Source organism: Pseudomonas triclosanedens (assembly GCF_026686735.1).
Classification (GTDB): Bacteria; Pseudomonadota; Gammaproteobacteria; order Pseudomonadales; family Pseudomonadaceae; genus Pseudomonas; species Pseudomonas triclosanedens.
In genome coordinates, this window is record NZ_CP113432.1 from 6,129,790 (window position 1) to 6,145,464 (window position 15,675).

The window sequence follows — 15,675 nt, forward strand, 5'->3', positions numbered from 1 at the left end:
TAATCCGCACAGATTGCGCCGCAATCGGCACGCAGGCTTGCTGCGGGGCATTGTGTTTAAATACCTATCCCTTTTCAATTCCAACAACAAAGACATGAAGCACAGGGACATCATTCTTTTTGGCGTCTACAGCGACCTGCGCACAGAAGTGGCGCGGCGCTTCCTGGGATTCCTCTGGTGGATCCTCGAACCCGTGATGTACATGGGCGCCTTCTATATCGTCTTCGGCCTGGCCCTGGGCCACAGCCGCCCTGGCTATGTCCCGCTGCTGCTCAGCGGCATGGTGGCCTGGAAGTGGTTTGACGGCTCCGTGCGCCAGGCCAGCAATGCCATCCAGGCCAACGCCGGGCTGATCCAGCAGATCCACGTGCCCAAGTATGTGTTCGCGCTGATTCCGGTGCTGAGCAACACCTTCAAGTTCCTGATCATCCTCACCCTGCTGATCATCTCGCTGCTGATCGCCGGCTACCGTCCGTCGCTGGAATGGCTGGCGCTGCCGGTGCTGATCGTCAACCAACTGCTGTTCACCATCGGCTTCGGCTTCCTGCTCGCCGCGGTACTGCCGTTCGTACCCGACCTGCGCCAGGTGGTGGACAACTTCCTGATGCTGATGATGTTCATGTCCGGTGTGTTCTTCAGCATCCACGAGATTCCCGAGTCGATGGCGCCGCTGCTGAACATCAACCCGATGACGGTGATGATCACCGCCTACCGCGACGTTCTGCTGCACAACCACTGGCCGTCCTGGGGCGAGCAGCTCTATGTGCTGGCAACCGCGTTGCCGCTGCTGGGTGTGGCGCTGTGGATCATGCAGCGCAACGAACGCAAATACGCCAAGCTGCTGTTCTGAGGTGAATGATGTCCTCTGAATTGATTCTTCGGGCCGAGAACGTCGGCCTGTCGTACCGGCAGCGCGTCGGCATGCTGCGCTACGAGTCGTTCTGGGCCCTGCAGGATGTCAGCTTCGATCTCTTCGAAGGCGAGACCCTGGGCGTTATCGGCAACAACGGCGCCGGCAAGAGCACCCTGCTGCGGATGATCGCCGGCATCGTCGACCCCGATCGCGGCACGCTGGAACGGCGCAAGCCGCTCAACGCCAGCCTGCTGGCGCTGAACGTCGGCTTCAAACCGGAGCTGTCCGGCCGCGACAACGTGATCATCGGAGGGCTGCTGCTGGGCATGAGCCGCGACGAGCTGCGCCGCCGGATGGACGAAATCCGCGAGTTCAGCGACCTGGGCGACTTCTTCGAGCGTCCGGTGGGCACCTACTCGACCGGCATGCGCGCACGCCTGGGCTTCGCCGTGGCGATCCATGCCGACCCGGACATCCTGCTGATCGACGAGATCCTCGGCGTTGGCGACCAGACCTTCCGCGAGAAGTCCCACGCCGCCATGAAAGCCAAGATCAAGCAGGGCAAGACAGTGATCCTGGTCTCCCACAGCATGGAGGCGATCCGCGACCTGTGCCATCGCGTGTTGTGGATCGAGCGCGGCAAGCTGGTGCTCTGCGGCGATACCCCGAAGGTGGTGGAGACCTACCACGAGGCGGTGCGGATCGCCGTGCGCGACAAGCAGAAGGCCGACCGCGAGCGCAAGGCCGCACTGGGCCTGGCCGAGGCAAAGGGCTGACAGGCGGCGGGCTCAATGCCCGCCGTTGTTGTGCTCCAGGGTCTCCAGCAGCGCCACCTGCATCCGCGAATGCACGCGGATGAACCAGCGCCAGAACACCGCGATCACCAACGCCGCGATCAGCGCCACCACTACCAGCAGCTCGCCCGGCGGCAGGATGCTCGAACTGAGCGCCGCCAGCAGCAGCATCATGCCGCCCAGCGACAGCAGCGGGATCAGCTCGGAGATCACCCGGCGTACACGCGCGGTATGCCGGCCGGCGCTGTCCGCCTTCACACCCATTTCAGCCAGCAACATCGCCAGCGCCTTGAGCTTGCGATAGGCGGCGATCAGGAACGGCAGCGACAGCAGCAGCGCGGCGCCCCAGATCAGCGCCTTGTGCAGCGCTTCCTGCTCGACGAACTGCGCCAGCCACTGGCCGATCTGCCCGGCGAAGAACGCCAGGCCGAAGAAGATGCCGATCACCAGCGTCAGGTTGACCCCGACCTGCAGCAGGATGCGCCGGATCATCCCGGCGAGTATCGCCTTGTCGCCGCGCGGCTTGATGCTGCGCAGCCACTCGCCGTAAAGGCTGAATACCCGCACCATCGGCGACGGCAGGCTACGCCCCAGGTACAGCGCCAGCGGGTCCGCCGAGCGGATCAGGTACGGCGTCAGCAGTGTGGTGATGGCCGAAACACCGACCACCACCGGATAGAGGAAGTCGCTGGTCACGCCCAGGCTCATGCCCAGCGCAGCGATGATGAAGGAGAACTCGCCGATCTGCGAAAGGCCCATGCCGACGCGCATCGACGTGCGCCCGTCGTTGCCCGCGATGAAGGCGCCGGCGCCGCACGAAACCAGCTTGCCGGCCACTACCACCAGGGTGATCACCAGGATCGGCGCGGCGTAGTCCACCAGCACCCGGGGATCGATGGTCAGGCCGATGGCGACAAAGAAGATCGCGCTGAACATGTCCCGCACCGGCTCCATCAGGCGCTCGATCTGAATGAGCTGGCGCGACTCGGCCATGATCGCGCCGATCAGGAAGGCGCCGAGGATCATGCTGTACTCCAGCTTCACCACCAGCAGGCAGAAGCCGAAGCACAGGCCGAGAACCGTCACCAGCAGCATCTCGTTGCTTTCGAATTTCGCCACGTAGGCGAGCAGGCGCGGCACCAGCAGGATGCCGACGACCAGCGCGACGACCATGAACAGGCTCAGCTTGCCGACCGTGGAGAACACCTGGTCGGCCTCCACCGTGCCGCTCACGGCGATGCCGGAGAACAGTGCGATGATGCCGATGCCGAGAATGTCCTCGATGATCAGTACGCCGAAGATCAGTTGGGCGAAGCGCTCGTTCTTCATCTTCAGGTCGCCCAGCACCTTGATGATGATGGTGGTAGACGACATCGCCAGGATCGCGCCGAGGAACAGCGAGTCCATCGTGTTCCAGTCGAACAGCCGGCCGATCTCGAAGCCGGCCCAGATCATCAGGGTGATTTCCAGGAACGCGGCGATGAACGCCGTGGCGCCGACCTGGAACAGCTTGCGCAGGGAAAACTCCAGGCCCAGGCAGAACATCAGGAAGATCACCCCCAGTTCGGCGAGTGTCTTGATGGTCTCTTCGTCGTGCACCAGGGCAAACGGAGGGGTGTGCGGACCGATGATCACCCCGGCGATGATGTAGCCCAGCACCACCGGCTGCTTGAAGCGGTGACAAAGGATGGTGACGAAGCCGGCGATCAGCATGATCACCGCGAGGTCCTGGATGAAATCGATGGCATGCATGGTCGGCGGTCCTCGCGGCGTGGGGTCAGGGGGATCGCGCGGCGGACGGCCTCGCTCAGCGAAGCCTACCATTCGACCTCGCCGCGAGGTGGCTCTGAAAAAATCAGTAACAGACTGATTTGGAAAGGGAATCGCACCATCGAGGGGCAGGGCAATAGCGAGAAACAAAATCTGGATAGCCCTGGCGGCCGATGCTCGGCAACATAACGCGCGTCGTATACCAACCAAGAGAATGACAACGATGAAGCGCTTTCTCAGCCTTGCTATGGCCTTCTGTGTCGCCGTGACGCTCAGCCTCGACGTCAATGCCGCCAAACGTTTCGGTGGCGGCAAGAGCATGGGCTCGGCGCCGAGCCACCAGACCCGCCAAGCGCAACCCAACGCCGCACCGAATTCCCCCACCGCCGCCGGCCCGGCCGCTACCGGTGCAGCCGCTGGCGCTGCCGGCGCCGCAGCCAAGAGCGGCGCTTCGCGCTGGCTCGGCCCGCTGGCAGGCCTGGCCGCCGGCGGCCTGCTCGCCTCCATGCTGATGGGCGACGGCTTCGAGGGCATGCAGTTCCTCGACATCCTGATCATCGCGCTGATCGCGTTCATCGCCTTCCGCTTCATCGCCGCCCGCCGTCGCCAGCAGGCCCAGCCCGCCATGGCCGGCCATGCACCGATGCAGCGCGAGATGCCAGCTGCTCCGCCGTCGATCTTCGGTGGCGCCTCGCGTCCGGTGGTGGACAGCCGCCCGGTGATCAATGCGCCGAGCTGGTTCGATGAAGCTCGCTTCGTCGGCGCCGCCCGCGAGCACTTCATGTCCCTGCAACAGCACTGGGACGCCAACGAGATGGACAAGATCGCCGAGTTCGTCACCCCGCAGATGCTGCAGTTCCTCAAGCAGGAACGCGCCGAGCTGGGCGATGCCTACCAGTCGACCTACATCGACAACCTCGATGTGCAGCTCGAAGGTGTGGATGACAATGCCGAGAAGACCATCGCCACCCTGACCTTCAGCGGTGTATCGAAGTCCTCGCGTTTCGACCAGGGCGAGCCGTTCAGCGAAAGCTGGCGCATGGAGCGTGCCCAGGGCGAAAACCAGCCCTGGCTGGTGGCTGGCATCCGCCAGAACTGATCCTGCGTTCCCCGACAGAGCCCGGCATTGGCCGGGCTTTTTCGTTTCTGCGCCGCGGTCTGCCGCCACAGGACGGAACCGCCCGTCTGGAGGACGCCCACGCAGTGGTCTTGCGCGAAGGGCCGGCTACTACTGTATAAAGCGCGCCACCATCCAGCGTAGAGAGGCCCCCGCCCGTGGAAGATGTGATCGAGAAGCTGCGAGAAGCGAACGAACCGGTTCCGGTCCCGCTGGAACTGCCGGACGAAGAACTGCTGGTGGAAATCGAAGAAGCCCTGCTGATCGGCATTCCGTCGGAATTCCGCGAGTTCCTGCTGCAGGTCAGCGATGTCGTCTATGGCCGCCTGGAGCCGGTCACGGTGACCGATCCGCACTCCCATACCTACCTGCCGGAAGTGGCCGCCGTCGCCTGGTCGATGGGCCTGCCGCGCGAACTGATTCCGCTCTGCGCCGATGGTGACGACTACTACGCGGTCGCAGAGGACGGCGAGGTGGTGCTATGGGCCGACGGCGAGCTCACCGAGGAAACCTGGGACTCGGTGTGGACCTGGGCACGCGACGTATGGCTCGACACCTGACCCGCGGCTTCGGAATTTCCTGACGCATCGATGGTCTCACTGGCAACTCACCGTACCTTCGGCCCTTGCTGCCCGGGCCCGGCGCGATGCCTTGTGGAGACGCTATGAAGTTGAAAGCCCTGTTCACCAGCCTGTTGCTGCTCGGCCTCGCCGGATGCGCCGACAAGGCCGTGGTGACGCTGCAGGATGGCAGCGAAATCCTGGTGAAGGATCACTCCGATTACGACAAATACAATGACTACTACGAATTCGAGCAACTCAATGGCGAAACCATCCTGATCAAGAAGGACAACGTCCGCTTCATCAAGACGCCCTGAGTGCCGGTGCGCTGAGCGATGTCTAGCGCGCTCCCAGCCGTCCCCCGTTCTCCAGCTCAAGCAGATTGAGCAGGTACTGGCCGCAATAGCCCAGGTCCTGTTCGATGGCTTTGCGCGCGCCTGCGCCGTCGCCCTGCTCCAGGGCACGCAGCGCGTCCTCGTGGAAATCGTTGAGGCGCAGCGACAGGTCGGCCTCGGTGAACAGGCGGTTGAAGAACGGGCCGACCTGCAGCCACAGCGCCTCGATCATGCGCAGCAGGGTCGGGTTGCGGCAGGCGCCGTAGAGCGTGAGATGAAACTGGCTGTTGGCATCCAGGTAGCCCTGGACATCGCGGGCGTTCAGCGCGGCCTCCATGCGCTCGGTGCAATCGCGCAGCACCTGCACGTCGGCGGGAAGCAGATGCCTGGCCGCATCCTCCACGGCCAAACCCTCCAGCGATTGCCGCACCTGCAGTATCTGCAGATAACGCTCACGGGTCATCACCGGCACCCGCAGCGAGCGCTGCGGCTCACCTTCGAGCGCGCCCTCGGCGACCAGCCTCTGCAAGGCAGCGCGCACGGGCATCGGGCTGGTGCCCCATTCCTCGGCCAGGTCGCGGATCTTGAGCCGCTCGCCAGGCTGGAAGCGCCCGGACAGCAGGGCCTGGCGCAGATTCTGGTAAAGCTGTTCCTGAAGGTTGTCGGCCATCGCGCGTCACTCCAGTCCGGCCGGCGGCGCCGGCAGTTGAGCGAAGGTCAGGCTGCAGTTGTGCATCATCTGGGGAACCCCTTGTTTTCAATCAGACAGTTGCCGCCATCCACCACCAGCACCTCGCCGGTGATGTAGCTGGCTTCGGGAGAGGCCAGGAATGCGGCCGCGGCGGCCACCTCCTCGGGGCGTCCCGCCCGGCCGAGCGGCGTGTGCCGCGCGGCTTCGAGTTCTTCTCCGGTGCTGGAGCCGGTGGCGATCCAGCCCGGCGCCACGCTATTCACCGTCACCCCGCGCCGCCCCACTTCCAGCGCCAGCCCCATGCTCATGCCGAGCATCCCGGCCTTGGCCGCGCTATAGGCCGACTCGCCCGGGTTGCTGCCGCGGGTGCCCGTGGTCGAGCTGATGTTGACGATGCGGCCATAACCCTGCGCCAGCATCGCCGGCAGTAGCGCCCGGGTGAGCAGGAAAGCTGTGGAAAGATTGCGCGCCAGCGACAGATTCCAGGTCGCCAGATCCATCTCCGCCAGTTCGGCGAAAGGCTCCGGGCTGCCCAGCATGGCCATGCCGGCGTTGTTCACCAGGATATCCACGCGCCCCCATTGCGCTTGCGCCCAATCGGCCAGCGCACGGACGTCCTCTTCGCAAGTCAGGTCGGCTGGCATCGCACGCGCCTCGAAACCCTCCGCGCACAGCTCCGCCGCGCGCTGGTGAACACGCTCGCTGCTGGCGGTGAGCAACACCTTCACCCCGTTGCGCGCCAGTCGCCGGGCGATGGCGATACCGATGCCGGATTCACTGCCGGCGCCGCTTACCAGCGCCACCTGCCCTGCCCAGAGCGAGTAGCTCATTGTGGATAACCTCTATTTGTGATCACAGAAATTATTAAAGCGCAGATTATCAGGCCGAATGACGACTATATTGACTTTTTTGTGATCACAAATGGAATATGTGCGAAAAAACAAACGAGGTGTGCAACATGACCGCCAGCGGAATCGCCCAACAGGCCGTCGATCTCTTCACCAGCCGCGAGCGCCAGCGCTTCCTGGAGCGCAACCCGAAATCCGTGGCCCTTGCCGAGCGTGCGCACAAATCACTCTACGCCGGCGTGCCGATGCACTGGATGGCCGACTGGTCGACGCCCTGCCCGCTGTTCGTCGAGCGTGCCCAGGGCGCCCGCTTCTACGATGTGGACGGCCATGAATACGTGGACTTCTGCCTGGGCGACACCGGCAGCATGTTCGGCCACTCCCCCGCACCGATCGCCCGCGCGCTCGCCGAGCAGGGCGCCAATGGCCTCACCACCATGCTGCCCGGCGAAGACGCGGTGGTCTGCGGCGAACTGCTCGCCGCCCGCTTCGGCCTGCCCTACTGGCAGGTGACCGCCACCGCCACCGACTCCAACCGTTACGTGCTGCGCTGGGCCCGCGCGGTGACCGGGCGCAAGACCCTGCTGGTGTTCGACGGCTGCTACCACGGCACCGTGGACGACGTGATGGTGCGCTACCGCGACGGCCAAACCGTGCACCGCTCCGGCCTGGTCGGCCAGGCCTACGACCTGACCCAGCACAGCCGCTCCATCCCGTTCAACGATGTGGAAGCGCTGGAGGCCGCGCTGGCCCGGGGCGACGTCTGCGCCCTGCTGTGCGAGCCGGCGATGACCAACATCGGCATGGTCCTGCCCGATCCGGGCTTCATGCAGAAATGCCGCGAGCTGACCCGCAAATACGGATCGCTACTCATCATCGACGAAACCCACACCATCTCCACCAACATCGGCGGCTGCACCACGCTGTGGAACCTCGACCCGGACTTCTTCGTGGTCGGCAAGCCGATCGCCGGCGGCGTGCCCTGCGGCATCTTCGGCTGCAGCGCGGAGATGGCCGAACGCATGGCCGCCTCGCGCAAGAGCGCCCAGCAGGACAGCCACGGCCACGGTCACAGCGGCATGGGCACCACCCTCTCGGCCAACGCCCTGGCCATGCACTGCATGCGCGCCAACCTGGAACAGGTAATGACCCAGGCGGCCTACGACCACATGCTGCCGCTGGCCGGGCGCCTGGCCGACGGCTTCCGCGAAGTGATCGCCAGGCATGGCCTGAAGTGGTCGGTGACCGAACTGGGCGCACGCAGCGAATTCCAGTTCTGCCCCGTCTCCCCGCGTACCGGCGCCGAGGCGGAAGCGGCCTTCCACGACGAACTGCAGATGGCCCTGCACCTGTACCTGATCAACCGAGGCATCCTGATCACGCCATTCCACAACATGACGCTGTGCTGCCCGGACACCACCGCGGCCGACGTGGACCGTCTGATCGAAACGCTGGATGCAGGCATCACCGAGCTGCTGGCGATCCCCGGCGCGCGCGAAGCCTGATTGCCAGGAACCGGCAGGAACCGGTCCGGTCCGCGATACCTGTCGCCGTCTGGCGGGATATCGCGGACAAAGCCGCTTCTGCACAAAGAAAACTCCGGCGCCGAGCGCCACCGAGGACACCCATGCAATTCGCCGATCGAAAGGAAGCCGAAGCCTTCCTCGCCGCCCATCCGGACGTACGCAGCATCGAACTGTTCATCATCGACTCCAACGGCATTCCGCGCGGCAAGCTGCTGCATCGCGACGAACTGCTGGCGATCTACGACAACGGCCGCCCACTGCCCAGCTCGATCCTCGCGCTGACCGTACAGGGCGAAGACGTGGAAGGTACCGGGCTGGTCTGGGAGGTCGCCGACGCCGACTGCTGGACCTATCCGCTGCCCGGCAGCCTGACCCTGCAACCCTGGCGCTCCAGTCCCACCGGCCAACTGCAGGTAAGCATGCACCCCACCCAGGGCCTGCCCGCCACTCCGGCCGACCCGCGCCAAGCGCTGAGCCGCGTGGTCGAGCGGCTGAAGGCCGACGGCTTCCACCCGGTGATGGCCGTGGAGCTTGAGTTCTACCTGCTGGACAAGCAGCGCGATGCCCAGGGTCGTCCGCAGCCGGCGGTGCAGATGAACGGCATCCGCCCGGAAGCCCCGCAGGTCTATGGCGTCTACGAGCTGGAACAGCTGCAACCGTTCCTCGACGACCTCTACACCGCCTGCGAAATCCAGGGTCTGCCGGTGCGCACCGCCATTTCCGAATACGCGCCAGGCCAGGTCGAACTGACCCTGGAACACCGCTTCGACGTCATGCAGGCCATCGACGAAGGCGTGCGCTACAAGCGCCTGGTGAAGGGCGTGGCGAACAGGCACGGCCTGCAGGCGTGTTTCATGGCCAAGCCGTTCGGCGACCGCGCCGGCTCCGGCATGCACCTGCACGTCAGCCTGGCCGATGAACAGGGCAACAACCTCTACGCCAGCGAAGACATCCACGGCACTCCGCTGCTGCGCCACTCCATCGGCGGCATGATGTCCTGCCTGCTCGATTCCCTGGCGATCTTCTGCCCCAACGCCAACTCGTTCCGCCGCTTCCAGGCCAACAGCTACGCGCCGCTGGCCAAGAGCTGGGGCGTGAACAACCGCACCGTGTCGTTCCGCGTACCCGGCGGCCCGGCACAAAGCCGGCACATCGAGCATCGCATCTGCGGCGCCGATGCCAACCCGTACCTGGCCGCCGCCGCAATCCTGGCGGCCATTCACAAGGGCATCCGCGAGCGGATCGACCCGGGCGCACCCATCGTCGGCAACGGCTACGAGCAGGCCACCGAATTCCTGCCCACCGACTGGCTGACCGCACTGCGCGCGCTGGAAGCCTCCGAGTGGGCCCGCGAGGCGCTGGGCGAGGAATTCCTCAAAGTGTTCCTGGCGATCAAGTGGGAAGAGTTCCGCCAGTTCATGGGTGAGGTCGGCGAACAGGACTGGCGCTGGTACCTGCACCACGCCTGATCCACACAGCAGGTCGGCGGATAACCGCAAGCGGTTATTCACCCTACGGTTGTGGATAACCTCCTGTAGGGCGAATAACGCGAAGCGTTATCCGCCGTCACCAATCCCGCGCTTCGTAACATAGCCACTGACACACGACAGCCTTACGAAAAATTTACCCTGCCAGAGTGAAGATTCTGGTCTTTTCTTGGTCTGTAATTGCACAGGGCGCAGGGGCGTCCTGTGGTCGATACGGCGAGCGCCGGTACTGCCTGCCGGCCGCCGTTTTCCCTCAGGCAGGGAGAATCCGTAGACAATGAGCACTCCCGTCGTACTGATCACCGGCGCCGCCGGTGGCCTCGGAAAAGCCATCGCCAAACGTTTCGCCCAGAGCCACTGGCGCATCGCCGCCACCGATGTGGATAAAGCCGGCCTGCACGCGTTGAACGCCCAGGTGCCGCTGGATGCCACCGCCGTCGGTGACCTGCGGCGCGCCGACAACTGCCACAGCCTGGTCTCCGACATTCTCGCCCGCACCGGCCGCCTCGACGCGCTGGTGAACGCCGCCGGCGTGTGGCGCGAAGGCCCGGTGGAAGACTTCAACGAAGACGATTTCGACCTGGTCATGGGCGTCAACCTCAAGGCGGCGTTCTACATGTGCCAGGCAGCCACGCCCTACCTGAAGGAAAACCACGGCTGCATCGTCAACATCTCCAGCGACTCCGGCCGCCAGGCCTATCGCGGCTCGGCGGCCTACTGCGCGAGCAAGGCGGCACTGACCATGCTCACCCGCACCCTGGCGCTGGAACTGGCCGAACAGGGCGTGCGCGTCAATGCCATCTCCCCGGCGGACATCGCTACGCCAATGCTCGACTACCAGGCCGAACGCTACGGCCAGGGCAACCCGGACAGCTACAAGCGCGCTCTGCTCAAGGACTATCCACAGGGCAAGGTGGCGCGCTTCATCCGTCCCGAAGAAGTCGCCGAACTGGTCTGGTACCTGTGCAGGCCGGAATCCGAAGCCATCACCGGCGCCGACCTGGCCATCGACTTCGGCCTCTCCGCCGGCCGTTGAGCCCGCAACGAGCGGGCGGCGCAAGGCCGCCCGGCTCCGTCGATGGTCGCCTGGCGGCCGCCGCCAATGGGTTGTATAGAAAAAACTGTGTCGCCAGCCCCGCAATGGATCGTCCAGAGTGGGTCCTTTCCCGACTCGCCACAGAGAAGATCATGGAACCCGGCAACCACCAGCTCAGCATGACCGTCCTGATGACCCCCGACATGGCCAATTTCTCCGGCAATGTCCACGGCGGCACCCTGCTCAAATACCTCGATGAAGTAGCCTACGCCTGCGCCAGCCGCTATGCCGGCCACTACGTCGTCACCCTCTCGGTGGATCAGGTGATCTTCCGCCAGCCGATCCACGTCGGTGAACTGGTCACCTTTCTCGCGTCGGTCAACTACACCGGCCGCACCTCGATGGAAATCGGCGTGAAGGTGATCACCGAGAACATCCGCGAAAAATCCGTGCGCCACACCAACAGTTGCTTCTTCACGATGGTGGCGCTGGACGACGAGCGCCAGCCCACACCGGTCCCGCAACTGGAGCCGCAGACCAAGGACGAGAAGCGCCGCTTCGTGCAGGGCCAGCAGCGTCGGCAGATTCGCCAGGAACTGGAACAGCGTTACAAGGCCATTCGCGACGAATGACAGACGATCGCGACATTTCTTGATAAAAAATCCGTGTGTCGCGAAAATTTTCTGTTACGTCAACAGGTTACTCTTGCGTGAAAGCAATGTAGGAATACGTTTCAGCACCTAGAGTTTCCATACGCGGGTTTGCCCCCGTGATCCACCTTCGAGCAGCCCGCCCTCTCCGGCCCGGCTGCTCCCTGCGTGCCCGGAGCCCAGACCATGCATCACACACCACTACTGACCACACTCGCCGTAGGCTTCGTCCTGGCCTTCGTTCTCGGCGCCCTGGCCAACCGCCTGCGTATCTCCCCGCTGGTCGGCTACCTGCTGGCCGGCGTGCTGGCCGGTCCCTTCACGCCGGGCTACGTCGCCGACCAGGCGCTTTCCGGTGAAATCGCCGAACTGGGCGTCATCCTGCTGATGTTCGGCGTCGGCCTGCACTTCTCGCTCAAGGACCTCCTGTCGGTGAAAGCCATCGCCATTCCCGGTGCGGTGGTCCAGATCGGTGTCGCCACGCTGCTCGGCATGGGCCTGGCGTGGGCAATGGACTGGGAATTCGGCGGCGGCCTGGTATTCGGCCTGGCCCTGTCGGTGGCCAGCACCGTCGTGCTCCTGCGCGCTCTGGAGCAGCGCCAGTTGATCGATACCAAGCGCGGCCGCATCGCCATCGGCTGGCTGATCGTCGAAGACCTGGCGATGGTCCTCACCCTGGTACTGCTGCCGGCGCTCGCCGGATCGCTGGGAGGCACCACCGATGGCAGCGAGGGCGGCGTGCTGATGCCGATCCTGCTGACCCTGGGCAAAGTCGCCGCCTTCGTCGCGGTGATGATCCTCGGCGGCCGCCGCATCGTGCCCTGGGCCCTGGAGCGCGTGGCCAAGACCGGCTCGCGCGAGCTGTTCACCCTGGCCGTGCTGGCCATCGCACTGGGCATCGCCTACGGTTCGGCGGTGATCTTCGGCGTCTCCTTCGCCCTCGGCGCGTTCTTCGCCGGGATGATCCTCAACGAATCCGAACTCAGCCACGAGGCGGCGGAAAACTCGCTGCCGCTGCGCGATGCCTTCGCCGTGCTGTTCTTCGTCTCCGTGGGGATGCTGTTCAATCCGGCCATCCTGATCCACGAGCCGCTGCCGGTGCTGGCCACCTTCCTGGTGATCGTATTCGGCAAGTCCGTCGCCGCCTACGTCATCGTGCGCCTGTTCGGCCACCCCAACAGCACCGCGCTGACCATCGCCGCGAGCCTGGCGCAGATCGGCGAATTCTCCTTCATCCTGGTCGGCCTGGGCGTCAGTCTCAACCTGCTGCCCGAAGCCGGCCGCGACCTGGTGCTGGCCGGCGCGATCCTGTCGATCCTGGTCAACCCGCTGCTGTTCATCGCCATCGACCGCCTGCAGGCGCGCCAGGAGCAGAAGGCCGAGAGCGAGCCGGGCGTGGTCCAGGTGGAAGCTCCGGACCTGCCACCGCCAGTACTGGAGCATGACCACGCGATCCTCATCGGCCACGGCCGCGTCGGCGGGCTGGTGAGCGAACGCCTGCGCAAGAACAAGATTCCGCTGGTAGTGATCGAGGACAAACGGGAGAAGGCCGCCGAGCTGCGCGAATACGGCCTCTGCGTGGTGGTGGGTAATGCCGCCAATCCCGAAGTGCTGGCCCAGGCCAACATCTCTTCGGCGCGCTGGCTGCTGATCGCCATCCCCAACGGTTTCGAAGCCGGAACCATCGCCAGCCACGCGCGGGCGCTCAACCCGAACCTGGACATCATCGCCCGCGCGCACTTCGATGCCGAGGTGGACTACCTGGAGCAGAACGGCGCGAACCTGGTGATCATGGGCGAGCGCGAAATCGCCAGTGGCATGGCCCAGCGGGTCGAGCGCGAGGACGCCGCCGAGGCGCCCGGCGACGACCACCTGCCGCAGTCGGCCTGACGCCATGCTGCGCCGGCTGTACGACTGGACCATGCGCCTGGCCGGCCATCCGCGCGCGGAGCTGGCCCTGGGCGGAGTGACTTTCGCCGAAAGCTCGTTCTTCCCGATCCCGCCGGACACGCTGCTGGTGCCGATGGTCCTGGCCAACCGGGCCAAGGCTTGGCGCTATGCGACGATCTGTGTGATCAGCTCGGTGCTGGGCGGCATCGCCGGTTACTTCATCGGCCTGCTGCTGTTCGAGACCGTGGGCCAGGCCATCCTGGCGTTCTACGGCCTGCAGGAAAACTTCGCCGATGTCGCCGAGCGCTACAACGAGCTTGGCTGGCTGATGGTGCTGCTGGGCGGAGGCTTCACGCCGCTACCCTACAAGCTGATTACCCTCACCAGCGGAGTGACCCAGCTCGACCTGATGCTGTTCATCTGCCTCAGCGTAGTGGCGCGCACCCTGCGCTTCGCCGCCACCTGCGCCCTGCTGTTCTGGGCCGGGCCGGCATTGCGCGAAGCCATCGAGAAGCGCCTCGGGCTGGCCTTCGGCATCCTCACCGCAATGGTGGTGGGTGGGCTGGTGCTCGGTAAATACATGCTCTGACCGGAGCGCGCCGCATCATTGCGGCGAGCCATTCATGACGAAGCTCCCCGGCGCGCTCGGCTCAGCCCAGCTTCACTGCCTCGAACTTCACCCGCGGATGCGCAATGCGATCCTGCGCCCGCACCAGCTCCAGCTCGTAGCTGCCGCAGGCCTGGGTTTCCAGCAGCACTTCATGCACCGCCGCCGCGCAGAACTCGAAGGCCGCGCGCAGATCGTCACCCAGCAGCAGGCGGGCGAGGAACAACCCGGAAGTCAGGTCGCCCACCCCGACCGGCTGGCGCGGGAAGGCCAGCAGCGGACGGCGCAGGTGCCAGGTCTCGCCCGGAGTCACCAGCAGCATCTCGAAGGCGTCCGCAGGCTTGCCCGGATAGTTCAGGTGCTTCACCAGAATCGCCTTGGGACCACGCGCCAGCAGGCCGCGAGCCATCGCCGCGCAATCCTCCAGCGAAGCCGGCTGCCGGTCGCAGAAGCTATCCAGCTCAAGCTGGTTCGGGCAAAGATAATCCGCTACGGCAGCCGCCTCGTGGAGCAGGAATTCACCAACCTCCGGCGCAACGATGCAGCCCTTCTCCGGATGGCCCATCACCGGATCGCAGAGATACACCGCGCGCGGGTTCACTTCACGGATGCGACGCACCACCTCCAGGATGGAACGCCCCTGCGCCGCGCTGCCCAGATAGCCCGACAGCACCGCGTCGCAGTTACCCAGCTCGCCGATGGCCGCGATACCGTCCACCAGAGCGGGAATCTGCTCCGGCGGCAGCACCTGGCCAGTCCACTGGCCATACTGGGTATGGTTGGAAAACTGCACGGTATTGAGGGGCCAGACATTCACCCCGACGCGGCGCATGGGGAACTCGGCGGCGCTGTTGCCGGCGTGGCCGAACACGACATGGGACTGGATGGCGAGTACGTGGGGAGTGCGCGGCATAACGGTGTCCTGCTACAGAATGGGGCAGTATGGGGCGCAAATCACACGCTGTGAACAACCGCCTCTCGCCGCCCTGCGGCGGAGTGAGTAAGCTGGTACGCCGACCCCGAGGATGCTGGAAGTGGACCTGGGCAATCTGTTCGTCTTCATGCTTGTCATCGCGGCCGCCGCCTGGTGGTGGCGTGCCCACGGCATTCGTGAGCGCGCACTGGCGCTGGCCAAGCAGCACTGCGTGCGCGAAGGCGTTGAGCTGCTCGACGAAGCGATGGCACTGCACCGCATCCGCTTCGAGCGCGATGGCCGTGGCCACCGCCGTCTGGCCCGGGAATACGCCTTCGAATTCACCGCCACCGGCCAGGAGCGCTACGCAGGCAGGATCCTGATGTTCGGCCAGCACCTGGCCCGGGTCGAACTGGCGCCGTTCCGCTTCGAACAGGAACCCCGCGCGAGTGTCGCGCCGGTCGCCACCTTCGACTCCCAGGATGAAGAGATCGTCGACGCCGTGTTCGACGACGCCCCGGCGCCACGTCCCAAGGCAGAAGTAGTGCGCCTGGACGAATGGCGCCGCGCACACCGGGGCAAGCAGGTCGGCGACTGA

The 15,675-nt window shown here is 65.1% G+C and carries 16 protein-coding genes; 12 read left to right on the forward strand and 4 right to left on the reverse strand.

The genetic code is table 11. The annotated features are described in order from the left end of the window. Positions 1-94: 94 nt before the first annotated feature. Both OU419_RS28325 and OU419_RS28330 read left to right on the forward strand, forming a co-directional pair. Positions 95-850, forward strand: a complete 756-nt coding sequence (locus tag OU419_RS28325; protein ID WP_254469597.1) for an ABC transporter permease — start codon at positions 95-97, stop codon at positions 848-850. An 8-nt stretch (positions 851-858) separates the two neighbouring features. Further along, positions 859-1,629: an ABC transporter ATP-binding protein gene (locus tag OU419_RS28330; protein WP_254469598.1), complete on the forward strand. Its 771-nt coding sequence runs from the start codon at positions 859-861 to the stop codon at positions 1,627-1,629. Between the two features lie 12 nt (positions 1,630-1,641). Here the strand turns inward: OU419_RS28330 and OU419_RS28335 are convergent, their stop codons facing one another. After that, complete coding sequence (locus OU419_RS28335; RefSeq protein WP_254469599.1) at positions 1,642-3,399, reverse strand: cation:proton antiporter; 1,758 nt, start codon at positions 3,397-3,399, stop codon at positions 1,642-1,644. Between the two features lie 241 nt (positions 3,400-3,640). Here OU419_RS28335 and OU419_RS28340 point away from each other — a divergent pair, with 241 nt between their 5' ends. From OU419_RS28340 to OU419_RS28350, 3 genes are all read left to right on the forward strand, one after another. Continuing rightward, on the forward strand, positions 3,641-4,516 hold the full coding sequence (locus OU419_RS28340; protein WP_254469600.1) for a Tim44 domain-containing protein: 876 nt from the start codon (positions 3,641-3,643) through the stop codon (positions 4,514-4,516). 176 nt (positions 4,517-4,692) lie between these two features. Beyond that, positions 4,693-5,094: an SMI1/KNR4 family protein gene (locus OU419_RS28345; RefSeq protein WP_254469601.1), complete on the forward strand. Its 402-nt coding sequence runs from the start codon at positions 4,693-4,695 to the stop codon at positions 5,092-5,094. A gap of 104 nt (positions 5,095-5,198) precedes the next feature. Next, positions 5,199-5,411, forward strand: coding sequence for a YgdI/YgdR family lipoprotein (locus tag OU419_RS28350; protein ID WP_254469602.1), 213 nt, complete (start codon positions 5,199-5,201; stop codon positions 5,409-5,411). A gap of 22 nt (positions 5,412-5,433) precedes the next feature. On the opposite strand, the gene OU419_RS28355 is transcribed toward OU419_RS28350, so the two are convergent. Together OU419_RS28355 and OU419_RS28360 are read right to left on the reverse strand one after the other, a co-directional pair. Continuing rightward, entirely contained in the window at positions 5,434-6,099 is a 666-nt protein-coding gene (locus tag OU419_RS28355) for a GntR family transcriptional regulator (protein ID WP_254469603.1), read from the reverse strand. A 65-nt stretch (positions 6,100-6,164) separates the two neighbouring features. After that, positions 6,165-6,950 carry an SDR family NAD(P)-dependent oxidoreductase gene (locus tag OU419_RS28360; RefSeq protein WP_254469604.1) on the reverse strand — a complete coding sequence of 262 codons (786 nt, stop codon included), beginning with the start codon at positions 6,948-6,950 and terminating at the stop codon, positions 6,165-6,167. A 128-nt stretch (positions 6,951-7,078) separates the two neighbouring features. Between OU419_RS28360 and OU419_RS28365 the strand changes: the two genes are divergently transcribed. From OU419_RS28365 to OU419_RS28390, 6 genes are all read left to right on the forward strand, one after another. Then, complete coding sequence (locus tag OU419_RS28365) at positions 7,079-8,473, forward strand: aspartate aminotransferase family protein (protein WP_254469605.1); 1,395 nt, start codon at positions 7,079-7,081, stop codon at positions 8,471-8,473. A gap of 122 nt (positions 8,474-8,595) precedes the next feature. After that, complete coding sequence (locus OU419_RS28370) at positions 8,596-9,963, forward strand: glutamine synthetase family protein (RefSeq protein WP_254469606.1); 1,368 nt, start codon at positions 8,596-8,598, stop codon at positions 9,961-9,963. 295 nt (positions 9,964-10,258) lie between these two features. Beyond that, on the forward strand, positions 10,259-11,017 hold the full coding sequence (locus tag OU419_RS28375; RefSeq protein ID WP_254469607.1) for an SDR family NAD(P)-dependent oxidoreductase: 759 nt from the start codon (positions 10,259-10,261) through the stop codon (positions 11,015-11,017). 152 nt (positions 11,018-11,169) lie between these two features. Beyond that, positions 11,170-11,649, forward strand: a complete 480-nt coding sequence (locus tag OU419_RS28380; RefSeq protein WP_254469608.1) for an acyl-CoA thioesterase — start codon at positions 11,170-11,172, stop codon at positions 11,647-11,649. Between the two features lie 204 nt (positions 11,650-11,853). Next, complete coding sequence (gene ybaL / locus OU419_RS28385; RefSeq protein WP_254469609.1) at positions 11,854-13,557, forward strand: YbaL family putative K(+) efflux transporter; 1,704 nt, start codon at positions 11,854-11,856, stop codon at positions 13,555-13,557. 4 nt (positions 13,558-13,561) lie between these two features. Further along, positions 13,562-14,146, forward strand: coding sequence for a YqaA family protein (locus OU419_RS28390; RefSeq protein WP_254469610.1), 585 nt, complete (start codon positions 13,562-13,564; stop codon positions 14,144-14,146). Positions 14,147-14,207: 61 nt separating this feature from the next. Here the strand turns inward: OU419_RS28390 and pdxY are convergent, their stop codons facing one another. Beyond that, on the reverse strand, positions 14,208-15,077 hold the full coding sequence (gene pdxY, locus OU419_RS28395; RefSeq protein WP_254469611.1) for a pyridoxal kinase PdxY: 870 nt from the start codon (positions 15,075-15,077) through the stop codon (positions 14,208-14,210). Between the two features lie 121 nt (positions 15,078-15,198). Between pdxY and OU419_RS28400 the strand changes: the two genes are divergently transcribed. Further along, a complete protein-coding gene (locus tag OU419_RS28400; RefSeq protein WP_254470319.1) occupies positions 15,199-15,675 on the forward strand; it encodes a DUF3301 domain-containing protein in 477 nt (158 codons plus the stop codon).

Bases quoted from the DNA above. Each gene is read 5' to 3' on its own strand.
- OU419_RS28355 (WP_254469603.1), bottom strand. From the start codon at position 6,099: ATGGCCGACAACCTTCAGGAACAGCTTTACCAGAATCTGCGCCAGGCC.
- OU419_RS28365 (WP_254469605.1), top strand. From the start codon at position 7,079: ATGACCGCCAGCGGAATCGCCCAACAGGCCGTCGATCTCTTCACCAGC.
- ybaL (WP_254469609.1), top strand. From the start codon at position 11,854: ATGCATCACACACCACTACTGACCACACTCGCCGTAGGCTTCGTCCTG.
- OU419_RS28390 (WP_254469610.1), top strand. From the start codon at position 13,562: ATGCTGCGCCGGCTGTACGACTGGACCATGCGCCTGGCCGGCCATCCG.
- OU419_RS28330 (WP_254469598.1), top strand. From the start codon at position 859: ATGTCCTCTGAATTGATTCTTCGGGCCGAGAACGTCGGCCTGTCGTAC.
- OU419_RS28350 (WP_254469602.1), top strand. From the start codon at position 5,199: ATGAAGTTGAAAGCCCTGTTCACCAGCCTGTTGCTGCTCGGCCTCGCC.
- OU419_RS28325 (WP_254469597.1), top strand. From the start codon at position 95: ATGAAGCACAGGGACATCATTCTTTTTGGCGTCTACAGCGACCTGCGC.
- OU419_RS28335 (WP_254469599.1), bottom strand. From the start codon at position 3,399: ATGCATGCCATCGATTTCATCCAGGACCTCGCGGTGATCATGCTGATC.
- pdxY (WP_254469611.1), bottom strand. From the start codon at position 15,077: ATGCCGCGCACTCCCCACGTACTCGCCATCCAGTCCCATGTCGTGTTC.
- OU419_RS28340 (WP_254469600.1), top strand. From the start codon at position 3,641: ATGAAGCGCTTTCTCAGCCTTGCTATGGCCTTCTGTGTCGCCGTGACG.
- OU419_RS28370 (WP_254469606.1), top strand. From the start codon at position 8,596: ATGCAATTCGCCGATCGAAAGGAAGCCGAAGCCTTCCTCGCCGCCCAT.
- OU419_RS28375 (WP_254469607.1), top strand. From the start codon at position 10,259: ATGAGCACTCCCGTCGTACTGATCACCGGCGCCGCCGGTGGCCTCGGA.
- OU419_RS28360 (WP_254469604.1), bottom strand. From the start codon at position 6,950: ATGAGCTACTCGCTCTGGGCAGGGCAGGTGGCGCTGGTAAGCGGCGCC.
- OU419_RS28380 (WP_254469608.1), top strand. From the start codon at position 11,170: ATGGAACCCGGCAACCACCAGCTCAGCATGACCGTCCTGATGACCCCC.